Here is a 695-nt window from a genome sequence, read left to right as displayed (position 1 = left end):
CTCGCCGTGCCGCCGGTGGACGTCAGCACGTCCGCCAGGATCGGCAGGCCCGTGGTCAGGCAGCCCGCGGCCAGGCGACGGCAAACGCCCGCGGTGAGAACGCCCGCGGCGACAGAAGTGGCTACGGGAGCACGGGCGGGTACGGCCGGGCGGCTCGCGGCATCGACCCGGATCGCCGCCCAGGCTGGCACGGCTCGAGCGAACGGGGTTCAGGCGCGCGGTCCGCTGGCGGTGCTCGAGGCGGGTCGGGAATCCGGCCGAGCCGTCCCCATGATGATTCCGATCGTCGTTCGGCCCGCCCCGCGGGTACACGCGGTGAGTCACGACAGGGTGAATCACGACAGCCGGCAGGAAACCGCTATCCGGATCGCGGGGCAGGCGGCGGGAACGACAGCCGGGCCAGTGGCAGCCGGGCCAGCGGATTTCAACGGTCCCAACCGTCGGCAGGTGGATCGCAGCCGGCGGGCTCCCGCTCCGACAGGCCGTGGTCGGCGGCGAAGAGAGCCGAGGGAACGAACGCCCCGCGGGCTTCCCGACAGACCTTCTCGGGCTCTTCCGCAGGAGGCTCCTCCGCGCAGCGCTCTTCCGCGCAGTGGCGGGATGCCGCGCAGCCGTCACGTTCCTCTGCTGACTTCTCCGGTCGACGTGAGCCGGGCCGGCCTGGGCGGCCGTCCGGAGCCGGCCGTACCGGCGGG

The organism is Protofrankia coriariae, assembly GCF_001017755.1.
Classification (GTDB): Bacteria; Actinomycetota; Actinomycetes; order Frankiales; family Frankiaceae; genus Protofrankia; species Protofrankia coriariae.
The sequence above is the reverse complement of the archived record's forward strand: the minus strand, read 5'-3'. Positions refer to the sequence as shown.